This is a genomic window from Aeromonas sp. 95A, from assembly GCF_051919235.1.
Taxonomy (GTDB): Bacteria; Pseudomonadota; Gammaproteobacteria; order Enterobacterales; family Aeromonadaceae; genus Aeromonas; species Aeromonas veronii.
The window spans coordinates 2,172,165-2,191,871 of sequence record NZ_JBQBFC010000001.1 but is presented as its reverse complement, the minus strand read 5'-3'; the positions used below and the strand labels follow the sequence as shown (position 1 = coordinate 2,191,871).

Sequence of the window (19,707 nt, the reverse complement as noted above, 5' to 3'; positions counted from 1 at the left end):
AATCAGGAGTCAGAAATGCCGTTATTGGACAGTTTTACCGTTGACCACACCCGTATGGAAGCGCCAGCGGTGCGTGTGGCCAAGACCATGCAGACCCCGAACAAGGACACCATTACCGTGTTCGACCTGCGTTTCTGTGTGCCGAACCAGGAGATCCTCTCCGAGCGCGGTATCCATACTCTGGAGCACCTGTTCGCCGGCTTTATGCGTGATCACCTGAACGGCAACGGCGTGGAGATCATCGATATCTCCCCCATGGGTTGCCGTACCGGTTTCTACATGAGCCTGATCGGCGCGCCGGACGAAGCCCGTGTTGGCGCAGCCTGGCAGGCGGCCATGAGCGACGTGCTGACCGTGCAGGATCAGGCCAAGATCCCCGAGCTGAACGAGTATCAGTGCGGCACCTACAGCATGCACTCGCTGGAAGAGGCGCACGCCATCGCCCGTCATGTGCTGGAGCGCGGGATCGGCGTTAACCACAACGACGAGCTGGCACTGCCGGAAGAAAAACTGAAGAGCCTGTGAGGCGGATGATCTGTTGCTCATCGGATAGCCTCTTCAGGGAATGTTAAAAGAGCCGGTCAGCCATGCTGACCGGCTCTTTTAACATTCCGCCCGATCGCGGTTATGGGGATGACTTGCTCCCCTTGCCGACTCTGATTAGGATGGTTTTTGACCTGAACCTGTTGGTGGAGGTGTGACGATGAAAGGGGTATTGCTGCGTTGGCTGGCCCGTTACGACGCGTGGTGCGAGGAGTGGGGGCTCACGCAGGAGAACCGGCGCTGCTGCACGCCGGTTCGTTATGATGATGATTCAAGCAAAGAGCGAGCTTGCGCAGAAGAGGCTGAGCTCAATCAAAATTGCGGGTCACGGCACCGGTAACGCTGTTGTACTCGAAGCCGAGGCCATTTCGATAATCCGAGCTGGTCTGGAAGCGGCCAATTGAGTCGCGCAGGATATAGCGGCAGTTGTTGTGATTTATATTGGGCTCATCTTCGTCTGCATAGCCTGTCGTAATTATGGTGGATAGGTAATCAACACCGTCTGGAATAACAACGTCAGTAGGGTCTATGCGGGCAGCGGTTTGGCCGCCATCAAGCAGATCGGTCAAGAGCAGTTTACAGTCTGACGGGTTGCTAACCGATATATGGTTACCAGAGCCAGGCTGATAAGGGGTGTCTACCGGTTTGTTGTAATCTTCTTCGGAACCCACCGGCCAACCATAGCGATTGATATCCAATTTGCCTTTACCAAAGCTGCTCAGATTGTAGAGCGCGATTGCTTGTCCCTGCATTTTCACCGCCCACCCAGCATGAGCCAGCTGAACTGCACTGGCAAAGCTGCCTGCGGTCGCCGAGACCGTGCTTTTCAGGGCATCATCCTTGATATTGATAAAGCGGGGCAGGGCGGTGACGGCCAGGATCCCCAGCACTATGATCACCAGCACCAGTTCAATCAGGGTAAAGCCGTTGTTTCTGTTGTTCATCATGTTCAATGACCCATTAAATACCGCAAACAGGTGTGAGTGATATGCAGCTGATAGATACCCATTGCCATCTCGACTTTCCGGTGTTCGACCAGGACAGGGAGGCGCTGCTGGCCCGTTGTCGGGCATTGGGGGTGACGGAGTATATCATTCCTGCCATCGCAGAAGATAACTGGACTCGTGTGATGGCACTGGCAGAGCAACATGACGGCCTCTTTTATGGTCTGGGCGTTCATCCCTGGTATGCCGGTGAACAGCGTGAGGGGGTGATGGAGCGGCTGCGAACGCTGGTGATGAGCCAGCCTGTCGGGCTGGTGGCCATAGGCGAGTGTGGGCTGGACCTCCGTTCTCACGTGCCTCAGGAGGGGCAGCTTGCGCTGTTTGAGGCTCAGATCCGGCTGGCTGCCGATGTCGGGCTTCCCCTGATGATCCACTCGGTGCGTGCCAATGACACTGTGGCCAAGCTGTTGCGCCGTTTCAAGCCGCCTCGTGGCGGGGTGATCCATGCTTTCAGCGGTTCGTTGCAGCAGGCGGAGGCTTTCTGGCAACTGGGCTTTCGACTCGGGGTGGGCGGGGTGATCAGTTTTGAACGGGCGAACAAGACGCGAGAGGTATTTCGGGCCATGCCGCTCGAGGCCCTGGTGCTGGAAACCGATTCGCCCGATATGCCCTTACAAGGTGAGCAAGGCACCCGGAATACCCCGGAAGCGCTGCCGCAAATAGCGGAAATATTGATGACATTGCGGGATGAATCATCGGCAGATGTTGCCAAGGTGTTATTTGAAACTGCCCGGCATATTTTCCATCACGACCAATAGCCATGAAACAAATTCGCAACACCTGATTTAGTTATCAGGAAAAAAAATGAGCGTAAAAATCGTTTGCTGTCTAATTTTGTGACACTTGGACATTTTGATAACGATAAAATGTGACCAGCATTCTATTTTATCAGACTTTAATTAGTATAATGCGCTCCCCTTGATTAGTTGGGTTTAATAACAACTCGCTAACAAGCCAGGTGCTACTAGAGGAAGATAATAATGAATTTGTTCATGGGTCTGGTAGGGATGGCGACGCTCGTCCTTATCGCGGTGCTGTTCTCCAGCAATCGCAAGGCAATCAACGTCCGTACCGTTGTCGGTGCGTTCGCAATTCAAGCCGGTCTGGGGGCGTTTGTTCTCTATGTTCCGGTTGGTCGCGATATCCTGGTCGGCGTGTCCGACGCGGTATCCAGCGTGATCAGCTACGGCCAGAACGGGATCGACTTCCTGTTTGGCGGTCTGGTCAGCAACAAGATGTTTGAAGTGTTCGGTGGCGGCGGCTTTGTCTTTGCCTTCCGTGTTCTGCCGGTCATCATCTTCTTCTCTTCCCTGATTGCAGTGCTCTACTACCTGGGCATCATGCAGATGGTCATCAAGTTGCTGGGCGGCGGCCTGCAGAAAGTACTGGGTACTTCCCGCACCGAATCCCTCTCTGCAACTGCCAACATCTTCGTCGGTCAGACAGAAGCGCCGCTGGTGGTTCGTCCTTACATCGCCAAGATGACTGACTCCGAGCTGTTCGCCGTCATGTGTGGTGGTCTGGCTTCCGTTGCCGGTTCCGTACTGGCCGGTTACGCCTCCATGGGCGTGAAGATGGAGTACCTGATTGCTGCCTCCTTCATGGCTGCACCGGGTGGTCTGCTGTTCGCCAAGCTGCTGGTTCCCGAAACCGAGACCCCGAACTACGACGAAAGCTCTGCCGATGCCGAGCTGGATGACAAGCCTGCCAACGTCATTGACGCTGCTGCTGCTGGCGCTTCTGCCGGTATGCAACTGGCCCTGAACGTCGGCGCCATGCTGCTGGCCTTCATCGGTCTGATCGCCATGATCAACGGCATCTTCTCCGGTGTGGGTGGCTGGTTCGGTTATCCGCAACTCTCTCTGGAACTGCTGCTGGGCTGGATCTTCTCCCCGCTGGCCTTCCTGATCGGTGTGCCTTGGAATGAAGCAGTGGTTGCCGGTTCCTTCATCGGTCAGAAGCTGGTAGTGAACGAGTTCGTGGCTTACCTGAACTTCGCTCCGTACCTGAAAGACGAAGTGCTGATCAACGGTGTGGCCATGTCCGATCACACCAAGGCGATCATCTCCTTCGCGCTGTGTGGTTTTGCCAACCTCTCCTCTGTTGCCATCCTGCTGGGTGGTCTGGGGTCCATGGCGCCGAACCGCCGCGGCACCATTGCACGCTTTGGTCTGAAAGCCGTACTCGCTGGCTCTCTGTCCAACCTGATGTCTGCCACTATCGCAGGCTTCTTCCTGGCACTGTCCGGCATGTAATCGCCGCCTGACTGACAGGGTATAAACACGAACGCCACGGCATCTGCCGTGGCGTTCGCGTATGGAGCGGTGACAACCGTTTTCCTATCTAAACTAATAATAAAATGAGTCAAATCGGAGGTTATATGAATGAAGTGCTACTGGCGATGGTGGCCGGCTTTATAGTTGGTTTGTTGTTTTCTTTCCTCAAATTGCCGATCCCGGCGCCTCCCGTTTTGTCCGGGGTAATGGGGATCGTCGGGGTCTATCTGGGGGGATTGGCCTACTCCTGGATCCTGACTCGTTTCTTTTCGTAAGGCTTTTTTAGACCTGGATTTGCCAGATGTGAGGTACCTCTGAAATTGGCAAATCCGGCTTGCAAACAGGGGGTATCTCGGCTGAAATAGGCGTTGCCAGCAGGGTGCTGGCAATGACTAATACTCGATGAAATCGGGTGTTGGCGGTCAAATGGAATTGATTGGGAAGTCGGGTCAGATGTTGTCGGCCTTTCTCAAGTCTTCATGGAACCAAGTCCGCACTTTTGTAAGAAAGTGACAGGGCTCTTGCCTTATTTACAGTCGCAGTGCCTGCAGGGTGTTTTGAATAGCATCCCGATAGTGCCGGTGCCTTCGCACTGTAATTCCATTCCCGTATAGCTGGGGATTACTGCCTGTGCATCCATTGCTGGATGGTATGGTGGTGCCCGGTTATCTGGATTAAATCGAGACTTTGGAGAACAGAATGACTGATCTGAAAGTGGCCGCTCAGCGCGCCCTGAACCTGATGGACCTGACCACCCTGAACGATGACGACACCGATCAGAAGGTGATCGACCTGTGCCATAAGGCCAAGTCACCGGCTGGCCTGACCGCCGCCGTCTGCATCTACCCCCGTTTTATCCCTATCGCTCGCAAGACTCTGCGTGAGATCGGCGCTGCCGACGTACGCATTGCGACCGTGACCAACTTCCCCCACGGCAACGACGACATCGAGATCGCCGTGGCCGAAACCCGTGCCGCTGTCGCCTACGGTGCTGACGAAGTGGACGTGGTGTTCCCGTATCGCGCCTTCATGGCTGGCAATGAACAGATCGGTTTTGATCTGGTCAAAGCCTGTAAAGAGACCTGCGGTGCCAACGTGCTGCTGAAAGTGATCATCGAAACCGGCGAGCTGAAAGAAGAGGCGCTGATCCGTCGCGCTTCCGAAATCTGTATCGATGCCGGTGCCGACTTCATCAAGACCTCCACCGGCAAGGTGCCGGTCAATGCGACCCCGGAAGCGGCACGCATCATGATGGAAGTGATCAAGGCCAAGAATCCGAAAGTCGGCTTCAAGCCTGCTGGTGGCGTGAAAGATGCCGCCGTTGCCGGTCAGTATCTGGCCATGGCCGAAGAGATCCTCGGCAACGACTGGGTATCCGCCCGAACCTTCCGCTTTGGTGCATCCAGCCTGCTGGCCAGTCTGCTGGCCACTCTGGGGCATGGCGACAAGCCAGCCAACACCAGCGGTTACTAATAGGTTGATGAGAGGGCGGACGGCTGTCCGCCCTGTTAGCCCCCACCATGCGGTGTGCGGGCAAGGATTCAGGCTTGTGTAACGCCAGCAATGGCGGAGGGAATGAAAGATGTTTTTGCCTCAAGAAATTATTCGCAAGAAGCGCAACGGTGAAGCGCTCAGTACCCAAGAAATTCAATTCTTCGTTCAGGGCATTACCAACAACACCATCGGCGAGGGGCAGATTGCCGCGCTGGCGATGGCGGTCTACTTCAAAGACATGACCATGGATGAGCGGGTCGCCCTGACCTGCGCCATGCGCGACTCCGGCATGGTGCTGACCTGGGATCACCTCAATCTGGGTGGCCCGATTGTCGACAAACACTCCACCGGCGGTGTGGGTGATGTGGTCTCTCTGATGCTTGGCCCGATGGTCGCTGCCTGTGGCGGTTTCGTGCCGATGATCTCCGGTCGTGGCCTGGGCCACACTGGCGGCACCCTCGACAAACTGGATGCCATTCCCGGCTACCAGACCTCGGTCGACAACGACCGTTTCCTGAAAGTGGTGAAAGAGGCGGGTGTCGCCATCATCGGCCAGACCGGCGATCTTGCCCCCGCTGACAAGCGTATCTATGCAGTACGTGACATCACCGCCACCGTTGAATCCATCGCGATGATCACCGGCTCCATCCTCTCCAAGAAGCTCGCCTCCGGGCTCGAAGCGCTGGTGATGGATGTGAAAGTGGGCTCCGGCGCCTTTATGCCGACTTTTAAAGCCTCCGAAGAGCTGGCCAAGAGCATTGTGGCCGTGGCCAACGGTGCCGGTTGCCGCACCTCTGCGCTCTTGACCGATATGAACCAGGTGCTGGCCTCCAGCGCCGGTAACGCGGTGGAAGTACGTGAAGCTGTGCGCTACCTGACCGGTGAATACCGTAACCCGCGCATCCACGAAGTGACCATGGCGCTGTGCGCCGAGATGCTTATCTCTGCAGGCTTGGCCAGCGACGAGCGCGATGCCCGCACCAAGCTGCAGGCGGTGCTGGATAACGGCAAGGCTGCCGAGATCTTCGGTCGCATGGTGACAGGTCTCGGTGGCCCGGCCGATTTTATGGAGCGTTATGACGCTTACCTGCCCAAGGCTGCCATCGAGCGCCCGGTCTTCGCGGCCAACAGCGGTTTTGTGACCGCCATGGATACCCGCGAACTGGGTCTGGCTGTGGTCGCCATGGGCGGTGGTCGGCGCGCTGCCGGTGACAAACTTGATTATGCGGTCGGTCTGACCGACTTTATCCGCCTGGGTCAAAGCGTCGATGCTGACAAGCCGATCGCGATGATCCACGCTCAGACTGAAGAGCAATATGCTCAGGCTGCCAGCATGGTGCAGGCGGCTGTCCGGATTGGTGGCGAGCGGCCGGAGGCACTGCCTGAAGTGTACCGCCGTATCACCCTGGCCGATTTGTAACAAGGGGAAGACCCATGAAACGTACCTTTATTCTGATGATGGACTCTTTCGGTATTGGCGCTGCTGCCGACGCCGACAAGTTCGGAGATGTGGGTGCCAACACCCTTGGCCATATCGCCAAGGCGTGTGCGGCAGGTGAAATTGAAGGCCGTGGCGCCCTCAATCTACCCAACCTCAACAAGCTGGGCCTGGGCCACGCTTGCGAGCAGGCTTCCGGCTACTTCCCGGAAGGGCTGAAAAAAGATATCGAGGTGGTCGGTGCCTACGGCTTTGCTCAGGAGCTCTCCTCCGGCAAGGATACCCCGTCCGGTCACTGGGAGATCGCCGGCGTGCCCGTGCTGTTCGAGTGGGGCTACTTCAAGGATCACCACAACAGCTTCCCGCAGGAGCTGCTGGACGCCATCGTCGAGAAGGCTGGTCTGCCGGGCTATCTGGGCAACTGCCACGCTTCCGGTACCCAGGTGCTGGACGATCTGGGCGAAGAGCACATGCGCACCGGCAAGCCGATCCTCTACACCTCTGCCGACTCCGTGTTCCAGATTGCCTGCCACGAAGAGACCTACGGCCTCGAGAAGCTCTATGAGCTGTGCCACATAGTGCGCGAGCTGCTGGAGCCCTACAACATCGGCCGCGTGATTGCGCGTCCGTTCGTAGGTGCAGGCAAGGGCAACTTCAAGCGCACCGGCAACCGTCACGACTACTCAGTGCTGCCGCCGGCGCCGACCGTGCTGGATTACATGAAAGATGCGGGCGGTCAGGTGGTCTCCATCGGCAAGATTGCCGACATCTATGCCCAACAGGGCATCACCAAGCAGGTGAAAGGGACCGGTCTGACCGAGCTGTGGGATCGCACGCTGGAAGAGGTGAAAGCGGCCGGTGACAACACCATCGTCTTCACCAACTTTGTGGACTTCGACTCCTCCTACGGCCACCGCCGTGATGTTGCCGGTTATGCCGGTGCGCTGGAGTATTTCGATTCCCGCCTGCCGGAGCTGTTTGAGCTGCTGCAAGATGGCGACGTGGTGGTGCTGACTGCCGACCACGGCTGCGACCCGACCTGGGGTGGCACCGACCACACCCGCGAATACATTCCGGTGCTGTTCTTCGGCAAGCCGGTCAAGGCCGGCTCCGTCGGTCGTCGCGAGACCTTTGCCGATATCGGCCAGAGCATCGCGGCTTACCACGGCCTGCCGAAACTGGCATACGGTACCAGCTTCCTGTAATTTACCCGCCCGCCACTTCGGCGGCGGGCAATTTATAAAACAATAAAACTCAACCTAGTGTGAAGGAATCAAGAGAATGGCAACTCCTCATATCAATGCGAAAGATGGCGCCTTTGCTGATACCGTGCTGATGCCGGGCGACCCCCTGCGTGCCAAGTACATCGCTGAAACTTTCCTGGAGAACGTCGAGCAGATCTGCGACGTGCGCAACATGTTCGGTTTCACCGGTACCTACAAGGGCCGTCGTATCTCCGTCATGGGTCACGGCATGGGTATCCCGTCCTGCTCCATCTACGCAAAAGAGCTGATCACCGATTACGGTGTGAAGACCCTGATCCGCGTGGGCTCCTGTGGCGCTGTGCGTGAAGACGTGAAACTGCGTGACGTGGTGATCGGTATGGGTGCCTGCACCGATTCCAAAGTAAACCGTCTGCGCTTCAAGGATCACGACTTCGCTGCCATCGCCGACTTCGACCTGGTTGCCAATGCCGTGCAGGCCGCCAAGAACAAGGGCGTTGCCGTGCGCGTCGGTAACATCTTCTCCGCCGACCTGTTCTACACCCCGGACCCCTCCATGTTCGACGTCATGGAAAAATACGGCATCCTGGGTGTCGAGATGGAAGCCGCCGGTATCTACGGCGTGGCCGCAGAGTACGGTGCCAAGGCACTGACCATCTGCACCGTCTCCGACCATATCCGTACCGGTGAGCAGACCACCTCTGAAGAGCGTCAGCTGACCTTCAACGACATGATCGAAATCGCACTGGATTCCGTCCTGCTGGGCGACAAGTAATTCCTTCGCGAATAAGAAACGGCGGCCTTCTGGCCGCCGTTTTGCATTTCTGAGGCTGGAATCAGAGGTCAAGGGCGAAGCGCCCCTTACCCGCCATTTTGGCCCGATACATAGCGGCATCCCCCCGGTGTAACAGTTCGTCTATGTTGCAGTGTTGACCATGACGACAGATCGCGCCGCCAATGCTGCCAGCAAGCGGCAACTGGTGGCCGGCCACATTCCACGGTTTGGCCATGGCGTCCAGCAGCCGTTGGCAAAGGGCTGGCAGCTCCTGCTCCGGGTAGCGTAAGGCGGGCAATATGATGGTGAACTCGTCGCCTGCGAGACGGGCCACCATGTCGCCGGGACGCACTTCAGCACAGAGCACGCTGGCGAAGCAGTGCAGCAGGGCATCCCCCACATGGTGTCCCAGCTGGTCGTTGATCTCCTTGAAACCATCCAGATCGAGAAACAGCAGGCCGAGCGCCTCCCCGTCATGGTGTACACGCTCCAACTCGCGGGTCAGACGTAGGGTGAACGCTCGTCGGTTGGGCAGGGTGGTGAGCGGGTCGTGGCTGGCGTCATGTTCAAGCTGGCTCTGCAGTGCCTTGAAATGGGTGATATCGGCACCCAAGATATAGACCCCGGGCTCGTCACCGACACTCGGGATCATCGTGATCTTGAGATCGCGTGGGCCGATGGGCAGCTCGAAGCGGTATTCGAAGCTTACCTGCTCCCCCGCCTGTGCCCGGGCCAGATAGGTCATGGCATTGGCGTAGGCGGCTTCACCGATCACATCTCGTGCGCTCATCTCCAGCATGCGTTCTGGATCGAGCCCGAAGTAGCGGCAGTAAGCCTGATTGGCAAACAGGTAGCGCCCCTCTGGCGAGAGCATGCTGATGGTGACCGGCAGGCCATCGGTGATGGCACGTAGCCGGGCTCGGTTTCGCTCGACCTCGGCCATTGCAATGTGCAGTTGCTCGACGGTGGCCGACAGCTCGCGGGTGCGATCCCTCACTTGCATCGCTAGTCCCAACTGCAACTGCATCAACTTATCTTCGGCCACCTTGCGCTCCGTGAGGTCGGCAAACACCGCGATCAGATGTGGTGCAGCAGTGCGGCTTTTACAGAGTGTCACGCTCAGCTGTACCCAGCAGAGGGTACCATCGGCGCGCAACATCCGCTTCTCCAGCAGGTAATGTTGGCGCTGACCATCGAGCAGTTCTTGATACAGCGGCAGTTCCCGTGGCAGATCCTCGGGATGGGTCATGGTCTGCCAAGTGCACCCCAGCATCTCGGGTTCGCGATAACCGAGCAGCTGTTGCAGACCCGTATTGGCTTTAAGCCATACCCCTTCCAGTGAGGAGAGCGCCATGCCCACCGCCGACTGGTTAAAGGTCTGGGTAAAGAGATGCTCCTGATCTTCCAGCACATTGCTGAGGCTGCGCACCTGATGGCGCCGCTCGAGATCGTGCAGGGTGTTCTCCACCAACAGGCCGAAATCATTGAGATCCTGCCATTCTTTCTCGTCAAGCTGACGCGGCTTGTTATCCACCAAGCAGAGGGTGCCGAGCACCACCCCATCCAGTGCCCGTAGGGGGCGCCCTGCATAGAAGACCACGTGGGGTGGTCCGATCACCAGCGGGTTGTCGGCAAAGCGGGGGTCGAGTCGGGCATCGGGCACTTGCATGATGTCGGGCTGCAAAATAGCGTGACCGCAGAAGGAGATATCCCGACCAATCTCGCACAGGGCGATGCCGGTGCGGGCCAGAAACCACTGGCGATCCACATCAGTGAGTGAGACCAGCGTCACGGGCAGATTGAAATGGCGGCTGATGAGGCGGGTCAGGCGATCCAGATGGTCAATGGGGTCGCGATCGAGCAGCCCGAGGACCCGCAGTCGCGCCAATCGACTCTCTTCATCCACGGGCAAAGTGGGGGCAATCATGCAGCTCTCCTACTGGTTATACACTCTCATGAGTATACAAGGTGGCAGGGGGGAGTGGCTCCGGTCTAAGGCTGATCGGCCGGTTTGCTCTTTTTCTTGTGCTTGCGCACCCGCATGTAGTTGCGGCGCACGCCGTAGGAGATGAGCACCCCGGCCAGCAGGGCGACCAGCAGCATCAGCCGCTGTTTCTCCTGCACCACCTTGAGCCGGGTGTCCTTGTCTGCCAGCATCTGCTGCTCTTCCAGGGTGATGCGCAGGAAGCCGATGGTCTGCTCGCCATCCCGGATCTCCTGCACGAACTGGATCCGTCCTTTGCCCTGCTCCGGCAGTGACTTGTTATCGCTGCCGATGGGCAGCAGGCTCTCCAGCGGCACCGCCTGCTCCGATTGGGCGAGGGGAATGCCGCGTCCGTCGTAGAGGGTGGCATCGAGGATCTCCGGCTCCGCCGCCAGATCCCGCGCCAGCCGCTCCAGCTCGCTGCTCTTCTCCTCCTTGATCCAGCGTTTCATATCGCGGGCGGCATAGGCGACCAGCGCCTGTGCCCGGTTGCGCGCTTCGCTGTGCAGCGAGGCCTGGCTTTCACCCTGCATATGAATGAGTACACCGAGCACCCAGCATCCGAGCAGGATACCGGCACCCAGGCTGAGAACACGTTTAATGGGAAGATGACGCTGCAAGCGTGAGACCTCTGGTAACAAGGAGTGGCGGGATCTTGGCGCTTGCCTGTACAAAAAGCAATACGCTACTCTGGGCCAGCATTGTTAACCCCCTGATCACCAAGGAAGGCGTACCTCTTATGTTGTTGTCCCGGCTCCCCCCTCTGTTATCCGATTGGCCCGCGTTGTTGTCCGGCTCACCTTGTTGGCAGCTCAACGTAGATGCGTTGCAACCGACAGAGACTCCGCAGGCTGGCGGCTGGTTGGTGCTGTTTGGCAAGGGGCTGGGCGCCTCCCATCTGGCGCGTCTGTCGCCACTGTTGGCTGCACAGAAGTTGGCGGCCACCCTCTATCCTCCCACCGAGGTGGCGGGCGTGCCGTTGCTACTGCTTGGCTGCGATAGATTTTCTGCCGAGCTGGTGGCCGAGCTCAAGTGCGGTGAGTGGGAGATCGATCTCTGCCATCTGCCCGCCCTGCCGACCCTGAACGAGCCCGGCCTGCTGGTGATGGATATGGATTCCACCGCGATCCGCATCGAGTGTATAGACGAGATTGCCCGACTTGCCGGGGTTGGCGAGCAGGTGGCGGCAGTGACGGCCGCGGCGATGCAGGGCAAGCTGGAGTTTTCCGACAGCCTGCGCAATCGGGTGGCCCTGCTGGCAGGCGCGCCGGTCACCATTCTCGACGAGGTGGCGGTATGGATGCCCTGGATGCCGGGATTGCAGCTGATGGTCGATACCCTCAAAGGGGCGGGTTGGAAGGTGGCCATCGCCTCCGGCGGTTTTACCCGTTTTGCTGGCCAGTTGCAGCGCGATCTGGGGCTCGATGCCATCTTCGCCAACGAGCTGGCGGTGGAAGGGGAGCAACTGACGGGCAAGGTGAGCGGGCGCATCGTCGATGCCAGCGTCAAGGCAGAGGTGTTGCAGCAGCTTGCTCAGGAGTACGGCATTGCTGCTGCCCAGACCGTGGCCATCGGCGATGGTGCCAACGATCTCAAGATGATGGGGGTCGCTGGCCTTGGCATCGCCATTCACGCCAAACCACTGGTGCGGGCGCAGGCGGCGGCCACCCTCAATCATCACGATCTGGAGGGGGTGATTTGCCTGCTGGCGGCGCGGGCCTGCAGCGAGCAACGTTGGGACAAGCGCTGACAGTGTTTCAAGGAGGAAACCAATAAAAATGGAATTGTTGCAGCAGTCTCTGTTTATCCCCTGTGGTGGCCATCAATTGCATGTGCGCCACATCAAACCCCGGGTCGCCGTGCATGGAGAGCCGATCCTGATGGTGCATGGCGCCATCGAGAACGGGCGGATCTTCTATACCGAATCGGGCAAGGGGCTGGCCTGCTTTCTGGCCCGTCACGGCTATCAGGTCTATGTGGCTGATTTGCGGGGGCGGGGGCTCAGCACTCCTGCCATCGCCGAGCAGGCAGAGCACGGTCAGCATGAGCTGATCACCGAGGATCTGCCCGCCCTGCAGCGCTGGATTGCCGAGCGCCATCATGGCTTCAAAGTGCATTGGGTGGCCCACTCCTGGGGCGGTGTCATCATGGCCTCGACCCTGGTGCGCTTCCCCGAGCTGGCTGATCAGGTGGCCAGCCTGCTGTTTTTTGGCACCAAGCGCGGTGTGTCGGTGCACAATCCCGAGCGCTGGCTGAAGGTGGATCTGATCTGGAATCGGCTGGCCCCCTGGCTGGCTCGCCGCCGTGGTTTTCTGGCGGCTCGCACTCTGAAGATCGGTGCTGACGACGAGCCGCTGCGCTATCTGCAGGAGACCATCCCCTGGGTCAAGTGCGGCCCCTGGCAGGATCCTCACGACGGTTTTGCCTATGACGAGGCGGCGGCACGGGTCAACTGGCCACCGCTCTGGATGATCTCGGCCAAATCGGACAAGGTGCTGGGTCACCCGACCGATGTGCGCCGCTTCAGCGACGAGATGGGTTCGGCAACTCGTCACACCCGATTGGGGCGGGACAACGGCAACCGCCTCGATTATGACCACATCAATATGCTGACCGCCCCGCAGGCGCAGGAGGATCACTTCCCCCAGATCCTCGACTGGCTGCTCAACCCGCAGGCGGCATGACAAAAAACAGGGCGCCTCGAGCGCCCTGTTTCATTTTTGTCTGTTTCCGGATCATCAGTTCAGCGGCGGCGTGATGCCAAAGCGGAACAGGGTGGCCTGGGTGGTATCGGTCAGTTCGCCCACCCCCACCACGCTCCAGAGCTCCTCTTCCAGCTTGCGTGCCTTGTGGATGGCGAACTTGGCGATGTAGTCCAGCTCGTTGGCGATGAAGTTGGTGTCGGGCCGTCCGGTACGGGAGATACCGACCAGCACCGAGTAGAACTCCCCCTGTTGCTGCGCCAGCTCGATGAACTGACGCTTCTCTTTGACGTTGGCAAAGCTGCTGGCCAGCCGGCTGCTGAAGATGGGCAGGCCGGCCTTGGTCTGGATGCTGGCGATATAGACCTCGTCCTCTCTCGGTTTGTCCTCCCGCTCGATGGCACGCAGCGGGTTCATCAGCAGCTCCTTGAGCAGCTCCCCCTGAAACAGCGGGTAGAGGTTCTCCTGCTCCGGCAGCTCGGCACAGGCTTGCAGCAGCCGCTGCAGACTGCGTGGTTGCAGGGATTTGCCGATGGAGGCCGGTTTGGGCGCGCCTTTCAGCTTGTTGACGTAGACCGGCGAGTTGAACAGGTGGTGGGTATAGATGTTGCGCAGTGCCCGCGCCAGCCCACGATAGCGGCGCTGCTCCTGCGCCGCCTTGAGCTTGTTCTGGTTGCTCTCGATCAGCAGGCTGAAGAACTGGCGGCCGGTATGGCGATCCGAATCCCCTTCGATGCAGAGGTGCAGCACGGTGCGGGTCATGTTGAGGCTGACCAGCCGGTAGGAGAGGCGCTGCAGATCTATGCTCTTGGAAAGCTCCTGCAAGCGGGGCAGGGCGATGGTCACCACATCGTTTTTCTCGCCGATAAAGGCATCTTCCAGCTCGATTTGCAGGCCGTGAGTCGAGATGTCGCGGGTCCAGCCGATCCAGGATTTGCCGTTGTGATGGATGGCGACCGCGGTCTTGTGGATGTAGCGCGACTCCTTGCGCAGCTGAACATAGTGCAGGGTCTCGATCTCGAACGGGGCAACCCCCTGCTCGTGACCAAAGCGTTGCAGCTCGTTGGCGTTGTTGCTGACGCCTTCCTGATGGAACTCTTCCCGCTGGGACTCCAGGCCGATCTCCTGCAGCAGACCGCAGTAGCCGACCTGTTTGAGCCGCTCGAGCAGCAAGATATCTTGCAACTGCGGGTTGTCCTGCCCCTGCAGTTGCCCCACATCCGCCTCGACCAGATCGCATGCCTCCAGCGTGAACTTGTAGACACGCCAGCTGGGCCGGCGTGAGCCCACCTGGAAGAAGAGGGCGGTGAGGCCACTCTGGCGCAGCTCCTCGGCGGTGGCGGAGAAGAAGTAGATGTGGCTGCGCACCGTGTGGGTAAAGCAGTAGATGATGGTCTCGGTGGTGGTGCCGGGGGCTGGGCAGAGCCGTTTCATCCGCTCCGCGCTGAAAAGCCCCGCCAGGGCATCGCGGTTTTTCTCATCGCGCCAATACTCCAGCAGGTGTTGGTTGTTCTCGGTACGCAGGGCAATCTCGAGATTGGGGCTGTCGCCAGTGCCGAAGAAGAGCGGCATACCGGTCATCCGTGGCAGATAGAACTGCTCATACCCCTTGATGATGGCGGCGGAGAGCAGATAGTCGACGCTGACCCGATAGCGGATCTTGTTGGCATCGATAAAGTCGCTGAGGAAGGCATCAAAGGCTGGCTGTTCGCCGGAGCGTACCAGCCGCAGCCAGTATTTCCCCTCTTTACTCTCTTCGCCAAGGATCTGATAGCCGACCGGCTGGTGCAGCACTGGATTAGGGGTGTCCCGCTCCAGTCCGGTAAAGAAGACCTCCACCTGGGCGCCGGTGTGATAGTTCGGCAGATAGGGAACCGAGACCCGCATGCCACCCAGCGAGAGATCGGAACTCTTGGCGAACAGCTTCTCACCATCCTGAAACTTGATCAGCACCGGCGAGCTGAAGTGCATCCGCTCCTGGCGGCGGCCATAGTAGCTGGCAAAGGCAATGGTATTGACATCATATTGCCGGAAGGGGCTGGCCGGTGGCGACAGCTGACCATCCACGCGGGCGTTGTGGTGCTGTTTTTGCCACTGTTGCAGCGCCTCGTAGACACCGAGGGTATAGATATCGCGGTAGAGATAGCACTGGGACTGGAACAGGGCAATCGCATCGGCGGGCATGAAGTGAGTGATGCCGTCAAACTCATGCACCAGGCACTCATCCTCCAGCTCATCGCGCATATCGATGACCCTGCGGCAGGGGGAGCACTTGCGCTTGAGCTCCATCTTGATCAGAAAACGGCTGTTGCTGTTTTCCTCCTGAGTCATGCGGTTGAAGATCTCCTCGAAATCTTTCTCCCGCAGCAAGGGGACGAGTTGTTCAATCAGATGTTGCTGGTGTTCTGAATCCATTTGTTCCTGCCACGGAAAGTCACTTTTCCGATTCTGGGTTTGATCTGTCGGTCGCAAACAAGTATATCAAGCAGGAATTCATCCTGTCCCCGAGTTATCAATGGCCAAAAATAAAACTGCTTATGTTTGTTCCGAATGTGGTGCCGACTTCACACGCTGGCAAGGTCAATGCAGCGAGTGCAAGGAGTGGAATACCATCACCGAGGTGCGCCTCGGCTCGGTGAGCCCCGCTGGCAAGAGTGCCCGTTACACCGGTTATGCTGGCGCGGTCGGCAGTCAGGTACAGACACTGGCAGAGATCGCCACTACCGAAATTCCCCGTTTTACCTCAGGTTTCAAGGAGCTGGATCGGGTGCTTGGTGGCGGTGTGGTGCCCGGCTCGGCCATTCTGATCGGCGGCAACCCGGGGGCGGGCAAGTCGACCCTGCTGCTGCAGACCATGTGTGGTCTCGCTGAGCGGATGAAAACCCTCTATGTCACCGGCGAGGAGTCGCTCCAGCAGGTGGCGATGCGGGCCAACCGCCTTGGGCTGCCCACCGACAAGCTGCGGATGCTCTCCGAGACCAGCGTCGAGCAGATCTGCCTGATTGCCCAGCAGGAGCAGCCGCAAATCATGGTGATCGACTCCATTCAGGTTATGCATGTGGCGGATGTGCAATCGTCCCCCGGTTCTGTCTCGCAGGTGCGCGAAGCGGCGGCGCTGCTGACCCGCTATGCCAAGCAGAATCATGTGGCCATCTTCATGGTGGGCCATGTGACCAAGGATGGCAGTCTGGCGGGCCCCAAGGTGCTGGAACACTGCATCGACTGCTCTGTGCTGCTCGATGGCGGTCATGACTCCCGTTTTCGGACTCTGCGCTCCCACAAGAACCGCTTCGGCGCGGTCAACGAGCTGGGGGTTTTTGCCATGACCGAGCAGGGGATGCGCGAGGTGAGTAACCCCTCCGCTATCTTCCTCAGCCGAGGGCAGGAGCAGGCGCCCGGTTCCATCGTCATGGTTATCTGGGAGGGCACCCGGCCGCTGCTGGTGGAGCTGCAGGCGCTGGTGGACTACTCCCAGCTCTCCAACCCGCGCAGGGTGGCGGTGGGGATGGATCACAACAGGCTCGCCATGTTGCTGGCGGTGCTGCACCGTCACGGCGGGTTGCAGATGGCGGATCAGGATGTCTTCATCAACGTGGTTGGCGGGGTCAAGGTCGAGGAGACCAGTGCGGATCTGGCGCTGCTGCTGGCGATGGTCTCCAGCTTCCGGGATCAGGCGCTGCCCAAGGATCTGGTGGTGTTCGGTGAAGTGGGTCTTTCTGGTGAAATTCGCCCGGTGCCGTCCGGTCAGGAGCGGTTGCAGGAGGCGGCCAAACACGGTTTTCGTCGTGCAATCGTGCCGCACGCCAATGCCCCCAAGCATCCCATCGAAGGGATGGAAGTGGTGCCGGTCAAGAAGCTGTCTGAGGCACTCGAGGCGCTGTAATCCCTCAGCATTGCAATCGAGACAACCGCACAACGAAAAAAGAGCGCCTCGGCGCTCTTTTTTATGGGCTGGCACCTGCCATTAGGGCTGGCTGTGTTCCAGATGCTCGCTCAGCAGTTGTTCCAGCTCGCGGTGGAGCAGCTCTTCGTCGCCGACGTTAAGCTCGATCATCCGCTTGAGATGGGTGGCACTGTCGATATCGATGTGGTGGCAGTAGAAACCCAGCTTCTTGCTGGCTTCGTGGGTCAGCTCGACCTGCATTTTGATCTCGATATCGCTACCGCTCAGGATAAAGCTGAGCTGGTACTCCTTGTTGTCACGGCTCTCCCAGTCGTCGGGGCGGATCAGCAGGGCCCCCTGCAAGGAGACGTCGACAAGCTGGGTCTGCCACTTCTGTTCCCCCTGGGTGAGTTCTGCCATGGTCAAGTAGAGGATCCGTGCAAAACGGCGGCGCTCAGACATGCTCATCTCCTGTATGCAATAAGTGTGGACGCTAGGGTCATTGCTCTGAGTGTAATCCACCTTGGTTGCCAGTATCTTGAACTTGCTCCGAAAATGGCATTCAGGCTTGCTGGGTACTCAAGGATTCCACCACATGAAGCGCCTTGACCAGGCGATCTTCCTGTTTGAACCGCTCTTCCAGAACCGGACCCAACTCGTTGAGATCATCATCCAGTAGCAGCAATTGGGCCTCGTCGGCATCACTGTATTTGTCGTTGAACTCGAGGGCGAATTCCGTGCTGTTACGAATATGGGGATAGATGCGCTTGGCCAGCTCCAGTGTTTCGCCGCTGGCTTGCTCGAAGGCGGTGACGACGTGGTGGTAGATCTCGAAATGGCCTGCACTGACATAGTCGACCAGCCGGTCGCAAAACTGATGCAGCTCTTCTGTTTTGGGCAGGCTGCGTTGCTTGGTCCGCGCCGGAGTGAGGCCTGCCAGCTGCATGTATCCAACCAGCAACGCTTGCCTTGCATCCAGCCAGTCGTCGATAGCCTTATGCTTGCCTGCCAGCGCCTGCTTGGTCTGTTCCAGTTTCGTCAACATAATCCCTATCCCTCCGTGGGGCAAAGGCTGGCCGATTGTTCGGTATTCCGAGCCGTTTGAGCAGTGACACAAACTATAACTAGGGAAAATCTGGTCAAGCGTCAATAGCCATGGGGGGATAATGTTAAGTGGCGAAGAAATAGTCAGCGGATTGTGTCTGCGTGCTAGCAGGTTTCAGGCCTGCCCACGGTTTTTCGCGTGTGGAATGTGACTATTTCCGCAGATCTTGATGAAAACCCCAGCGTTTGACGCGTTCGGCTCGATAAAGGCTTTGCCTGTGCGTTTTTTTTTGCATAGAGTGACCCAGCGCTAAATGCCCGATCATAAAGGAAATGTTATGAACAAAGCTCAACTTGTCGATGCGATTGCCGCCAAAGCAGATCTGAGCAAAGCTCAGGCCAAAGTGGCTCTGGAAGAGATCATCAATGGTATTACCCAGAGCTTGAAAGAAGGCGATGCTGTGCAACTGGTCGGTTTTGGCACCTTCAAGGTCACCCACCGCGCAGGCCGCACCGGTCGTAACCCGCAAACTGGTAAAGAGATCCAGATTGCTGCTGCCAACGTGCCTTCATTCGTGGCTGGCAAGGCTCTGAAAGACGCCGTCAAGTAAGTCCGAAAGTCTGTTTTGTCCAATGCCAGTCAGCTTGCTGACTGGCATTGTTTTTATGGGATTCTCCCATCCTTCCTATTAGTCCTTCCTGACTTTTCCTTCTGTCAGCCTCGTTGCGGCTGAGGCCTTATGCCGTTTGCGGGTTGGATGGCAGCGGCCAGATCCGCTCATAGGCCCAGGTAAAGACCATGATGTAGACGAGGTAGAAGGCGACGAAGCCGAGATCCAGCATCAGGGCGTCCCACACTCCCAAATCGAGCCAGAACATGACGCAGGGGAGGGAGAGCATCATAAAGCTCGCCTCATAGCCAAACGCGTGCAGGAAGCGGTCCAGTGGTCGTTTGTTGGTGCGCCCGCACAGTTTGAGCAACCCCTTGTCGAACAACAGGTTCCAGCCGTAGGTCCAGGCAGTGGCGACGATGGAGAAGAAGATGGCCAGCGAACCGACCTCGGCGACGCCCTGACCGAACAGCTGGCTGATCAGCGGTGCGACCAGTGCCAGCCCGATGCCTTCGTAGAGAACCAGATAACGAAGTCGATCAGGGGTGGTGCGAAGTTGAGTACTACTCATGGGGATATGCCTCCTGTGGGAGGCGCATTCTAATCAGGGAGTGGTTAAAAGAGAAGCATCGGCCCGTCGTGACTGGCGTTGAGGGGCATGATGATGCCCCCTCTTTGCGATACGTCTGTATTGCCAACTTGGGCGTTAGCCCTGAGTGGTCAAGTCTGC

19 protein-coding genes are annotated in these 19,707 nt (G+C 58.5%); 12 read left to right on the top strand and 7 right to left on the bottom strand.

The annotated features are described in order from the left end of the window. Nucleotides 1–15 precede the first annotated feature (15 nt). Entirely contained in the window at nucleotides 16–525 is a 510-nt protein-coding gene (luxS, locus tag ACTG2U_RS09760) for an S-ribosylhomocysteine lyase (protein ID WP_005340462.1), read from the top strand. Between the two features lie 326 nt (nucleotides 526–851). Here luxS and ACTG2U_RS09755 read toward each other — a convergent pair whose 3' ends face one another. Further along, nucleotides 852–1,490 (bottom strand): type II secretion system protein, encoded by a 639-nt coding sequence (locus ACTG2U_RS09755; RefSeq protein ID WP_201958703.1) that lies wholly within the window; start codon nucleotides 1,488–1,490, stop codon nucleotides 852–854. Between the two features lie 41 nt (nucleotides 1,491–1,531). On the opposite strand from ACTG2U_RS09755, the gene ACTG2U_RS09750 reads away from it, so the two are divergent. The 7 genes from ACTG2U_RS09750 (at nucleotide 1,532) to deoD (ending at nucleotide 8,753) form a co-directional block, all read left to right on the top strand. After that, nucleotides 1,532–2,305 (top strand): TatD family hydrolase, encoded by a 774-nt coding sequence (locus ACTG2U_RS09750; RefSeq protein WP_429011813.1) that lies wholly within the window; start codon nucleotides 1,532–1,534, stop codon nucleotides 2,303–2,305. A 222-nt stretch (nucleotides 2,306–2,527) separates the two neighbouring features. Next, on the top strand, nucleotides 2,528–3,802 hold the full coding sequence (locus tag ACTG2U_RS09745; RefSeq protein ID WP_005340466.1) for a NupC/NupG family nucleoside CNT transporter: 1,275 nt from the start codon (nucleotides 2,528–2,530) through the stop codon (nucleotides 3,800–3,802). A gap of 125 nt (nucleotides 3,803–3,927) precedes the next feature. Continuing rightward, nucleotides 3,928–4,098, top strand: a complete 171-nt coding sequence (locus ACTG2U_RS09740; protein WP_005340467.1) for a XapX domain-containing protein — start codon at nucleotides 3,928–3,930, stop codon at nucleotides 4,096–4,098. Nucleotides 4,099–4,522: 424 nt separating this feature from the next. Then, a complete protein-coding gene (gene deoC / locus ACTG2U_RS09735; protein WP_439974412.1) occupies nucleotides 4,523–5,296 on the top strand; it encodes a deoxyribose-phosphate aldolase in 774 nt (257 codons plus the stop codon). Nucleotides 5,297–5,405: 109 nt separating this feature from the next. Beyond that, nucleotides 5,406–6,737 carry a thymidine phosphorylase gene (gene deoA, locus ACTG2U_RS09730; protein ID WP_439974410.1) on the top strand — a complete coding sequence of 444 codons (1,332 nt, stop codon included), beginning with the start codon at nucleotides 5,406–5,408 and terminating at the stop codon, nucleotides 6,735–6,737. A gap of 14 nt (nucleotides 6,738–6,751) precedes the next feature. Further along, a complete protein-coding gene (locus ACTG2U_RS09725; protein ID WP_439974409.1) occupies nucleotides 6,752–7,960 on the top strand; it encodes a phosphopentomutase in 1,209 nt (402 codons plus the stop codon). 76 nt (nucleotides 7,961–8,036) lie between these two features. Next, nucleotides 8,037–8,753 carry a purine-nucleoside phosphorylase gene (gene deoD / locus ACTG2U_RS09720; RefSeq protein WP_005340471.1) on the top strand — a complete coding sequence of 239 codons (717 nt, stop codon included), beginning with the start codon at nucleotides 8,037–8,039 and terminating at the stop codon, nucleotides 8,751–8,753. Between the two features lie 61 nt (nucleotides 8,754–8,814). Here the strand turns inward: deoD and ACTG2U_RS09715 are convergent, their stop codons facing one another. Beyond that, the gene (locus ACTG2U_RS09715) at nucleotides 8,815–10,680 is read right to left on the bottom strand and encodes a diguanylate cyclase domain-containing protein (protein WP_439974408.1); all 1,866 of its coding nucleotides are present in this window, start codon (nucleotides 10,678–10,680) and stop codon (nucleotides 8,815–8,817) included. A 65-nt stretch (nucleotides 10,681–10,745) separates the two neighbouring features. Beyond that, nucleotides 10,746–11,357, bottom strand: coding sequence for an AhpA/YtjB family protein (locus tag ACTG2U_RS09710; protein ID WP_139472980.1), 612 nt, complete (start codon nucleotides 11,355–11,357; stop codon nucleotides 10,746–10,748). A 119-nt stretch (nucleotides 11,358–11,476) separates the two neighbouring features. Between ACTG2U_RS09710 and serB the strand changes: the two genes are divergently transcribed. Both serB and ACTG2U_RS09700 read left to right on the top strand, forming a co-directional pair. Then, nucleotides 11,477–12,487 (top strand): phosphoserine phosphatase SerB, encoded by a 1,011-nt coding sequence (serB, locus tag ACTG2U_RS09705; protein ID WP_439974407.1) that lies wholly within the window; start codon nucleotides 11,477–11,479, stop codon nucleotides 12,485–12,487. A 28-nt stretch (nucleotides 12,488–12,515) separates the two neighbouring features. Beyond that, nucleotides 12,516–13,421: an alpha/beta hydrolase family protein gene (locus ACTG2U_RS09700; RefSeq protein WP_429011816.1), complete on the top strand. Its 906-nt coding sequence runs from the start codon at nucleotides 12,516–12,518 to the stop codon at nucleotides 13,419–13,421. A 54-nt stretch (nucleotides 13,422–13,475) separates the two neighbouring features. Here ACTG2U_RS09700 and ACTG2U_RS09695 read toward each other — a convergent pair whose 3' ends face one another. Beyond that, a complete protein-coding gene (locus ACTG2U_RS09695) occupies nucleotides 13,476–15,854 on the bottom strand; it encodes a PilZ domain-containing protein (protein WP_439974406.1) in 2,379 nt (792 codons plus the stop codon). Between the two features lie 100 nt (nucleotides 15,855–15,954). On the opposite strand from ACTG2U_RS09695, the gene radA reads away from it, so the two are divergent. Further along, nucleotides 15,955–17,322, top strand: a complete 1,368-nt coding sequence (gene radA, locus ACTG2U_RS09690; protein ID WP_005340481.1) for a DNA repair protein RadA — start codon at nucleotides 15,955–15,957, stop codon at nucleotides 17,320–17,322. 81 nt (nucleotides 17,323–17,403) lie between these two features. On the opposite strand, the gene ACTG2U_RS09685 is transcribed toward radA, so the two are convergent. Together ACTG2U_RS09685 and ACTG2U_RS09680 are read right to left on the bottom strand one after the other, a co-directional pair. Further along, complete coding sequence (locus tag ACTG2U_RS09685; protein ID WP_005340482.1) at nucleotides 17,404–17,784, bottom strand: PilZ domain-containing protein; 381 nt, start codon at nucleotides 17,782–17,784, stop codon at nucleotides 17,404–17,406. 100 nt (nucleotides 17,785–17,884) lie between these two features. Next, nucleotides 17,885–18,367, bottom strand: coding sequence for an Rsd/AlgQ family anti-sigma factor (locus ACTG2U_RS09680; RefSeq protein WP_005348975.1), 483 nt, complete (start codon nucleotides 18,365–18,367; stop codon nucleotides 17,885–17,887). Between the two features lie 337 nt (nucleotides 18,368–18,704). On the opposite strand from ACTG2U_RS09680, the gene hupA reads away from it, so the two are divergent. Then, a complete protein-coding gene (hupA, locus tag ACTG2U_RS09675; protein WP_005340484.1) occupies nucleotides 18,705–18,977 on the top strand; it encodes a nucleoid-associated protein HU-alpha in 273 nt (90 codons plus the stop codon). Between the two features lie 127 nt (nucleotides 18,978–19,104). Here the strand turns inward: hupA and ACTG2U_RS09670 are convergent, their stop codons facing one another. After that, nucleotides 19,105–19,548, bottom strand: coding sequence for a PACE efflux transporter (locus ACTG2U_RS09670; protein WP_005358045.1), 444 nt, complete (start codon nucleotides 19,546–19,548; stop codon nucleotides 19,105–19,107). Nucleotides 19,549–19,707 lie beyond the last annotated feature (159 nt).

What these genes read in the sequence shown, in the direction of transcription:
- luxS (WP_005340462.1), top strand. Translation starts at nt 16, where the DNA reads ATGCCGTTATTGGACAGTTTTACCGTTGACCACACCCGTATGGAAGCG.
- ACTG2U_RS09755 (WP_201958703.1), bottom strand. Translation starts at nt 1,490, where the DNA reads ATGATGAACAACAGAAACAACGGCTTTACCCTGATTGAACTGGTGCTG.
- ACTG2U_RS09750 (WP_429011813.1), top strand. Translation starts at nt 1,532, where the DNA reads ATGCAGCTGATAGATACCCATTGCCATCTCGACTTTCCGGTGTTCGAC.
- ACTG2U_RS09745 (WP_005340466.1), top strand. Translation starts at nt 2,528, where the DNA reads ATGAATTTGTTCATGGGTCTGGTAGGGATGGCGACGCTCGTCCTTATC.
- ACTG2U_RS09740 (WP_005340467.1), top strand. Translation starts at nt 3,928, where the DNA reads ATGAATGAAGTGCTACTGGCGATGGTGGCCGGCTTTATAGTTGGTTTG.
- deoC (WP_439974412.1), top strand. Translation starts at nt 4,523, where the DNA reads ATGACTGATCTGAAAGTGGCCGCTCAGCGCGCCCTGAACCTGATGGAC.
- deoA (WP_439974410.1), top strand. Translation starts at nt 5,406, where the DNA reads ATGTTTTTGCCTCAAGAAATTATTCGCAAGAAGCGCAACGGTGAAGCG.
- ACTG2U_RS09725 (WP_439974409.1), top strand. Translation starts at nt 6,752, where the DNA reads ATGAAACGTACCTTTATTCTGATGATGGACTCTTTCGGTATTGGCGCT.
- deoD (WP_005340471.1), top strand. Translation starts at nt 8,037, where the DNA reads ATGGCAACTCCTCATATCAATGCGAAAGATGGCGCCTTTGCTGATACC.
- ACTG2U_RS09715 (WP_439974408.1), bottom strand. Translation starts at nt 10,680, where the DNA reads ATGATTGCCCCCACTTTGCCCGTGGATGAAGAGAGTCGATTGGCGCGA.
- serB (WP_439974407.1), top strand. Translation starts at nt 11,477, where the DNA reads ATGTTGTTGTCCCGGCTCCCCCCTCTGTTATCCGATTGGCCCGCGTTG.
- ACTG2U_RS09700 (WP_429011816.1), top strand. Translation starts at nt 12,516, where the DNA reads ATGGAATTGTTGCAGCAGTCTCTGTTTATCCCCTGTGGTGGCCATCAA.
- ACTG2U_RS09695 (WP_439974406.1), bottom strand. Translation starts at nt 15,854, where the DNA reads ATGGATTCAGAACACCAGCAACATCTGATTGAACAACTCGTCCCCTTG.
- radA (WP_005340481.1), top strand. Translation starts at nt 15,955, where the DNA reads ATGGCCAAAAATAAAACTGCTTATGTTTGTTCCGAATGTGGTGCCGAC.
- ACTG2U_RS09685 (WP_005340482.1), bottom strand. Translation starts at nt 17,784, where the DNA reads ATGTCTGAGCGCCGCCGTTTTGCACGGATCCTCTACTTGACCATGGCA.
- ACTG2U_RS09680 (WP_005348975.1), bottom strand. Translation starts at nt 18,367, where the DNA reads ATGTTGACGAAACTGGAACAGACCAAGCAGGCGCTGGCAGGCAAGCAT.
- hupA (WP_005340484.1), top strand. Translation starts at nt 18,705, where the DNA reads ATGAACAAAGCTCAACTTGTCGATGCGATTGCCGCCAAAGCAGATCTG.
- ACTG2U_RS09670 (WP_005358045.1), bottom strand. Translation starts at nt 19,548, where the DNA reads ATGAGTAGTACTCAACTTCGCACCACCCCTGATCGACTTCGTTATCTG.